This is a genomic window from Streptomyces sp. A0958 (genome assembly GCF_004795035.1).
Taxonomy (GTDB): Bacteria; Actinomycetota; Actinomycetes; order Streptomycetales; family Streptomycetaceae; genus Streptomyces.
This window is the reverse complement of record NZ_SSBK01000042.1, coordinates 41,209-48,086: the sequence shown is the minus strand read 5'-3', so window position 1 is coordinate 48,086 and position 6,878 is coordinate 41,209. Positions and strand designations below refer to the sequence as shown.

General features: G+C 71.0%; 6 protein-coding genes. 2 read left to right on the top strand and 4 right to left on the bottom strand.

The window, feature by feature from the left end:
• Window positions 1-156: 156 nt before the first annotated feature.
• Window positions 157-870 (bottom strand): class III extradiol dioxygenase subunit B-like domain-containing protein, encoded by a 714-nt coding sequence (locus E6P78_RS28570; protein ID WP_136206534.1) that lies wholly within the window; start codon window positions 868-870, stop codon window positions 157-159.
• A 77-nt stretch (window positions 871-947) separates the two neighbouring features.
• Window positions 948-2,468, bottom strand: a complete 1,521-nt coding sequence (gene miaB / locus E6P78_RS28565) for a tRNA (N6-isopentenyl adenosine(37)-C2)-methylthiotransferase MiaB (RefSeq protein ID WP_206307941.1) — start codon at window positions 2,466-2,468, stop codon at window positions 948-950.
• Window positions 2,469-2,591: 123 nt separating this feature from the next.
• On the opposite strand from miaB, the gene E6P78_RS28560 reads away from it, so the two are divergent.
• Window positions 2,592-3,590 (top strand): TAXI family TRAP transporter solute-binding subunit, encoded by a 999-nt coding sequence (locus E6P78_RS28560; RefSeq protein ID WP_136206533.1) that lies wholly within the window; start codon window positions 2,592-2,594, stop codon window positions 3,588-3,590.
• Between the two features lie 26 nt (window positions 3,591-3,616).
• Here the strand turns inward: E6P78_RS28560 and E6P78_RS28555 are convergent, their stop codons facing one another.
• Window positions 3,617-5,011: a HAMP domain-containing sensor histidine kinase gene (locus E6P78_RS28555; protein WP_136206532.1), complete on the bottom strand. Its 1,395-nt coding sequence runs from the start codon at window positions 5,009-5,011 to the stop codon at window positions 3,617-3,619.
• A 15-nt stretch (window positions 5,012-5,026) separates the two neighbouring features.
• Window positions 5,027-5,719 carry a response regulator transcription factor gene (locus E6P78_RS28550; protein ID WP_136206531.1) on the bottom strand — a complete coding sequence of 231 codons (693 nt, stop codon included), beginning with the start codon at window positions 5,717-5,719 and terminating at the stop codon, window positions 5,027-5,029.
• 330 nt (window positions 5,720-6,049) lie between these two features.
• Here E6P78_RS28550 and E6P78_RS28545 point away from each other — a divergent pair, with 330 nt between their 5' ends.
• Window positions 6,050-6,838 (top strand): amino acid ABC transporter ATP-binding protein, encoded by a 789-nt coding sequence (locus E6P78_RS28545; RefSeq protein ID WP_136206530.1) that lies wholly within the window; start codon window positions 6,050-6,052, stop codon window positions 6,836-6,838.
• Window positions 6,839-6,878 lie beyond the last annotated feature (40 nt).

Genomic DNA, 6,878 nt, shown 5'->3' with positions numbered 1-6,878 from the left:
TCCCCCGGCCCCTTCGGCTGCAAAGACATCGACACCCACCCCATACGACAACGCCGGCTCCCAAGACCACAACCAGATCTTGGGAGCCGACGTCACGCACAGGCCCGAATTAACCAACAGCGTCCGATTGTCTCCGGGCCCCCTCACGTGTGAGGTTCAGGACCAGGCGGCGACCAGGTAGCCCACCCCGTAGGGCGCGTCGTCGTACAGCAGCCGGCCGGCCAGACCGGCCCCCTCGGCCGCCCCCGCGAGCACCTGCCAGGGCGCGCGGCCCGCGGCCTTGAGTTCGTACGCCAGTGCTTCGTCGAGCGCGGCGAGCGCGGCCGGGTCGGCGGCGCCCAGGGCGCGTGCGGCCGCCGCGTCGAACTCGGCGGCACGTTCGTCCAGGTAGCCGGGGGCCTTCACGGTGCGGCAGGCGCTGCCGTCGCCCATCACCAGCAGCGCGACCCGGTCCGCCCGGCGGGCCAGCTCCCGCCCGGTCTCCGTGCAGCGCGCGGTCTCCAGCGGCTCACCCACGCCCAGCCCCTCGACGGGGGCGTCCGCCCATCCGGTGCGGGCCAGCAGCCAGGCGCCCACCGCGAGCGACGGCGGCAGCGGGCGGCCGGCCGGTGTGCCCCGGTCCCGGCCGAGCCGTACGTCCAGGTCGACGCCGAACTCGCGGAAGCCGCCGGTGGCCCCCTCCGGGTGGGTGCCGCACCCGGTCCGCTCCGCCGGGCCGATCACGACCAGGAGGTCGGGCCGGGAGGCCGCGAGCACGCCCAGGGCGTCGGTGCACGCGGTTCTGGCGGCATCGAGCTCGGGCGCCGCGCCGGCGGCGACATCGGGGACGAGCAGCGGCGGGCAGGGACAGACAGCGGCGGCGACAAGCATGATCGGCAGCGTACTGCGGACCCTCTCCCGGCCACACACACCGGTGTACGGACCCCGCGCCCGTCCCGGTCCGTCCGTCAGTCGCAGCCGCAGCCCGGGGCTGCCGTCGCGGGCAGGGGTGCCGGGGCGCCGATGCCGGGCAGGCCCAGCATGACGCCGGCGGGCTGGGCGGCCGGGGCCGCGTTGCGCTTCTCCCAGGCGTCGCCCGACCGGGTCCTGCGCACGGCGACGGGGACGCCCTCGGCGAGCAGGTGGTGCGGGGCGGCGTAGCTGATCTCGACGGTCACCACGTCGCCGGGGCGCACGTCCTGGTCCGGCTTGGTGAAGTGGACGAGGCGGTTGTCGGGGGCGCGGCCGGACAGCCGGTGGGTGGCGCCGTCCTTGCGGCCCTCGCCCTCGGCGACCATGACCTCCAGGGTGCGGCCGACCTGCTTCTTGTTCTCCGACCAGGAGATCTCCTCCTGGAGGGCGGACAGGCGCATGTACCGCTCCTGGACGACCTCCTTGGGGATCTGCCCGTCCATGTCGGCGGCGGGCGTCCCGGGGCGCTTGGAGTACTGGAAGGTGAAGGCGTTCGCGAAGCGCGCCTCGCGGACCGCGTGCATGGTCTGCTCGAAGTCCTCCTCGGTCTCGCCGGGGAAGCCGACGATGATGTCGGTGGAGATCGCGGCGTCGGGCATCGCGGCGCGCACCTTCTCGATGATGCCGAGGAAGCGTTCCTGCCGGTAGGAGCGGCGCATCGCCTTGAGGACCTTGTCCGAACCGGACTGCATCGGCATGTGCAGCTGTGGCATCACGTTCGGCGTCTCGGCCATGGCGGCGATGACGTCGTCGGTGAAGTCGCGCGGGTGCGGCGAGGTGAAGCGGACGCGCTCCAGGCCCTCGATCTTCCCGCAGGCGCGCAGCAGCTTGGAGAAGGCCTCGCGGTCGCCGATGTCGGAGCCGTACGCGTTGACGTTCTGGCCGAGCAGGGTGATCTCGGAGACGCCCTCGGCGACCAGGGCCTCGATCTCGGCGAGGATGTCGCCGGTGCGGCGGTCCTTCTCCTTCCCGCGCAGGGCCGGGACGATGCAGAAGGTGCAGGTGTTGTTGCAGCCCACGGAGATGGAGACCCACGCGGCGTACGCGGACTCGCGGCGGGTGGGGAGCGTCGAGGGGAATGCCTCCAGGGATTCGGCGATCTCGATCTGCGCCTCTTCCTGGACCCGGGCGCGCTCCAGCAGCACGGGCAGCTTGCCGATGTTGTGCGTACCGAAGACGACGTCGACCCAGGGCGCCCGCTGGACGATGGTGTCGCGGTCCTTCTGGGCGAGGCAGCCGCCGACCGCGATCTGCATCCCGGGGCGCTTGGTCTTCATCGGGGCGAGCCGGCCGAGGTTGCCGTAGAGCTTGTTGTCGGCGTTCTCGCGTACCGCGCAGGTGTTGAAGACGACGACGTCGGCGTCGCCGTCGGCGCCCTCGGGCGCGCGGACGTAACCGGCGTCCTCCAGGAGCCCCGACAAGCGCTCGGAGTCGTGGACGTTCATCTGGCACCCGTAGGTGCGCACCTCATAGCTTTTTCTGACGTCCACTGCTTCGCTCCGGTTGCCGCTGCTCATGCGACAAGGGTAGGCGCTGCCCGGACCCCCTCTGCCTCGGGCGGGGTCCGGGGCCGTGCACCGGCCGGGCGATCCGACGGCGCCCCTGGCCAGGGCCGGGAATCACCTGGCAGGATCGCCGCCATGCTCCCGGCCCTGTCCCGAATCGGCCGGCGTCGCTCCCTGCGGGCGGGCGCCGTCCTCGTCGTCGTGCTCGGGCTGCTGCTCTGGTGGCTGCTCCCCCTCAGGGACCCGGCGCCGACCGGCACGCTGTCGTTCAGCACCGGGGTGCGCAGCGGCGTCTACCAGCGTTACGGGGAGCGGCTGAAGGGGGCCCTCGCCAAGGATCTGCCCCAGGTGTCGATACAGCTCCAGACGAGCGAGGGTTCGCAGCAGAACATCTCCCGGGTCGCGACGGGGAAGGCCGACTTCACCATCGCCACCACCGACGCCGTCGCCACCTATCTGCGCGCCCGCAAGCCCGGCTACGAGCGGCTGCGCGGCTGTGTGCGGCTGTACGACGACTACATACAGCTGGTCGTGGAGCGCGGTTCGGACATCCGGAGCGTGGCGGATCTGCGGGGCAGGACGGTCGCGGTGGGGCAGCCGGGGTCGGGGGTGAAGCTGGTCGCCGACCGTTTGATGACGGCCGCGGGGCTGGACCCCGTCGAGGACGTGACGGCGGTGCCCGCGGGCATCGACACGATGCCGAAGCTGCTGGAGGAGGGGAAGCTCGACGCGTTCTTCTGGTCCGGCGGGCTGCCCACGACGGCGGTGGCCGACCTGTCGGACCGGTTCCCGATCCGGCTGATCCCGCTGGAGGAACCGCTCATCAAGCAGCTCCAGGCGGCGGGCGGCTCCACCCGCTACTACCGTTCGGCCGTGATGCCCGCCGACGCCTACCACAACGCGCAGCAGGGGCAGGCCGTCCCCACGGTGGCGGTCGCCAACGTGCTGGTCACCACGGACCGCACCGACGCGGCGATGACGGAGGCGTTCACCCGGACCGTGATCGACAGCCGCGACCGCATCGGGCGCGAGGTGCACGCGGCGCAGCTGGTGGACCTGCGGACGGCCATCTACACCGACCCGCTCCCGCTTCACGAAGGGGCCAAGCGCTACTACCGCTCGGTCAAGCCGTAGAGGGTTCCGACCGTGCGGGCGTGGCGTCAGCCGTTCGGGGCGTGGCGCGGCACCGAGACCGTGACGCTCAGCCCCTTCGGCTCCTTGCGCGCGAACGAGAGGGAGCCGCCGCCCGCCGCCAGGAGCGCCTGGGAGATGGAGAGACCGAGGCCCGATCCCTGGATGTTCTGGTGCTGGGAGCTGCGCCAGAAACGGTCGCCGACCCGCTCCAGCTCCTGCTCGGTGAGGCCGGGGCCGCTGTCGGCGACGACGACCGTGACGTACCGGCTGCCGGAGGCGACCGTGACGCGGACCTCCTCGTCGGCGGGTGTGAACTTGAGGGCGTTGTCGATGATGGCGTCGAGGGCGCTGGACAGGGCGATGGGGTCGGCCCACGCCGTGACGGCGGGCGGCCCGTCGGCCCGGAGCCGTACCCCCTTCTCCTCGGCCACCGGCCGCCAGGACGCGACCCGTTCGGCCGTGAGCGCGCCGATGTCCGTGAGCTGGAGGTCGGTCTCGGCGTGCTCGGCCAGCGCCAGGTCGAGCAGGTCGTCCAGGACCTGCCCGAGGCGCCGGCCCTCGGTGCGCACGGAGGCGATCTCCTCGTTGCCCTCGGGGAGTTCGAGGGCGAGGAGCTCGATGCGCAGCAGCAGCGCGGCCAGCGGGTTGCGCAACTGGTGGGAGGCGTCGGCGACGAAGGCGCGCTGCTGCTCCAGCACGTCCTCGACGTTGTCGGCCATCTCGTTGAACGAACGGGCCAGCCGCCTGAGTTCCGGGGGCCCGCCGGAAGCCGCGACCCGGGACCGCATCCGGCCGCTGGCGATGTCGTGGGCGGCCGCGTCCAGCGTCTTGACCGGCAGCAGCACCCAGCCGGTGAGGCGGATCGCGGCGCCGACGGCCACCAGCATCGCGACCGCCTCGCCCGCCGCGATCAGCAGCCAGCCGCGGATCGTGTCGGCGCGCATCTGGCCGGTGGGCGAGTCGATGACGACGACCGCGATCACGTCGCCGTCCCGTACGACGGGCGAGGCGACGATCACACGGCCGTCCTGCCAGGGCCAGACCTGCGGCGGGTCGTGGCTGCGGCGGCCGAGCAGCGCCTCGCTGAACGCGGCGCGCCCCTCGCCCTCGACCGGGAGCCGCCAGGTGTCCGGGGCCTTCGCCATGGCGGAGTCGTCGCGGTAGAAGACGCCGGCCCGGATGCCGTACACCGAGTCGTACGTCTCCAGCTCGGTCTGGAGCGTGCGGCGCCGTTCGTCGTAGCCGCTGGTGCGCTCGGTGATGAACTGGGCGAGCGCGGCGAAGCGTGCCGTGTCGTCGATGCGGTCGATAACGACGCGCTGCTGCTCGGCCGCGGCCACGCTGACGGCCAGCGGGAAGCCGAGCGCGAGCAGGACACTCGCCATCAGGATGATGAGCAGCGGGAGCAGCCGGGTACGCACCGGGGACGCACGCCTCTACGCGGACGGCGAGACGAGGCGGTAGCCGACCCCGCGCACCGTCTCGATCAGTGCGGGCAGCCGCAGTTTGGAACGCAGCGAGGCGACGTGCACCTCCAACGTGCGTCCCGTTCCCTCCCAGCTGGTGCGCCACACCTCGCTGATGATCTGTTCGCGGCGAAAGACCACACCGGGCCGCTGGGCGAGCAGGGCGAGCAGATCGAACTCCTTGCGGGTGAGCTGTACTTCGCTCCCGTCGACGCTGACCCTGCGGGTCGGCAGCTCGATGTGCACGTGTCCCAGGCGCAGTGCGGCGACGGGTGTGGGCGCGGTGTCCTCGTTGCTCGCCTTGCGCCGGCTGACGGCGTGGATACGGGCCAGCAGCTCGCCGGTGTCGTACGGCTTGGTCACGTAGTCGTCGGCGCCGAGGTTGAGGCCGTGGATGCGGGAGCGTACGTCGGCCCGGGCGGTCACCATGATCACCGGTACGGCACTGCGCTTGCGGATCTTGCCGCACACCTCGTAGCCGTCCTGGTCGGGCAGCCCGAGGTCGAGGAGTACGACGCCGAAGGGTTCCGTGTCGGCGGGCAGGAGCGCCTGCAGGGCCTCGTCGCCGCTGCGGGCGTGGACCACCTGGAAGCCGTGCCGGGCGAGGATCGCGGACAGGGCGGCGGCGACGTGGTTGTCGTCCTCGACGAGCAGCAGTCTCATGGCCCCCCTCTGATGTGTGGCGTCTGGCCCGTGGTCTGTTCGTACGGTCGTGTACGCCCCCGGTTACTTCCCCGTGGCGGGGCGTTTTACGTAGGGGTGTACCAGGGCATCCACGCCGATGACGGGTGGGCCAGTCAAGTGCCTGTCCGATGTATCCGGGTTTCCGTTATGCACCCGGTACGGCCGGCGCGACCGGCGTGACGTCCCCTTCACGCGGAGTGTCCGGTTGCCGCCGGATCGTTATGCTCAATTTCCGCTCAGATGTAATGACGTTCGTAGCACTGCGTCACTAGGGTCCTTCCCAACCGAGGAGGACGGAGCAAGAAGCCGATGAGCGGAGTTTCAGTGACCAAGGGCGCCGAGGACGCTGCACCCGCGCCCGGCGGCGAACTGGTTGTGCTGAGCAACGTCAACAAGCACTTCGGCGCGCTGCATGTGCTCCAGGACATCGACCTGACGATCGCCCGCGGCGAGGTCGTGGTCGTCATCGGGCCTTCCGGGTCCGGTAAGTCCACGCTGTGCCGCACGATCAACCGCTTGGAGACGATCGACTCGGGCGCGATCTCGATCGACGGGAAGCCTCTGCCCGAGGAGGGCAAGGAGCTGGCGCGGCTGCGCGCCGATGTCGGCATGGTCTTCCAGTCGTTCAATCTCTTCGCCCACAAGACGGTCCTCGAGAACGTGATGCTGGGCCAGCTCAAGGTCCGCAAGACGGACAAGAAGGCGGCCGAGGACAAGGCGCGTTCACTGCTCGACCGGGTGGGCGTCGGAACCCAGGCCGACAAGTACCCCTCGCAGCTCTCCGGCGGCCAGCAGCAGCGTGTGGCGATCGCCCGGGCCCTGGCGATGGACCCGAAGGTCATGCTCTTCGACGAGCCGACCTCGGCGCTCGACCCGGAGATGATCAACGAGGTGCTGGAGGTCATGCAGCAGCTCGCCCGCGAGGGCATGACGATGGTCGTCGTCACCCACGAGATGGGCTTCGCCCGCTCCGCGGCCAACCGCGTCGTCTTCATGGCGGACGGAAAGATCGTCGAAGAGGCCACGCCCGACCAGTTCTTCAGCAACCCGCGCAGTGACCGGGCCAAGGACTTCCTGTCGAAGATCCTTCACCACTGATGGAGCCTTCAGCGCCGGCTTCCGTATCTGCTGATCACTC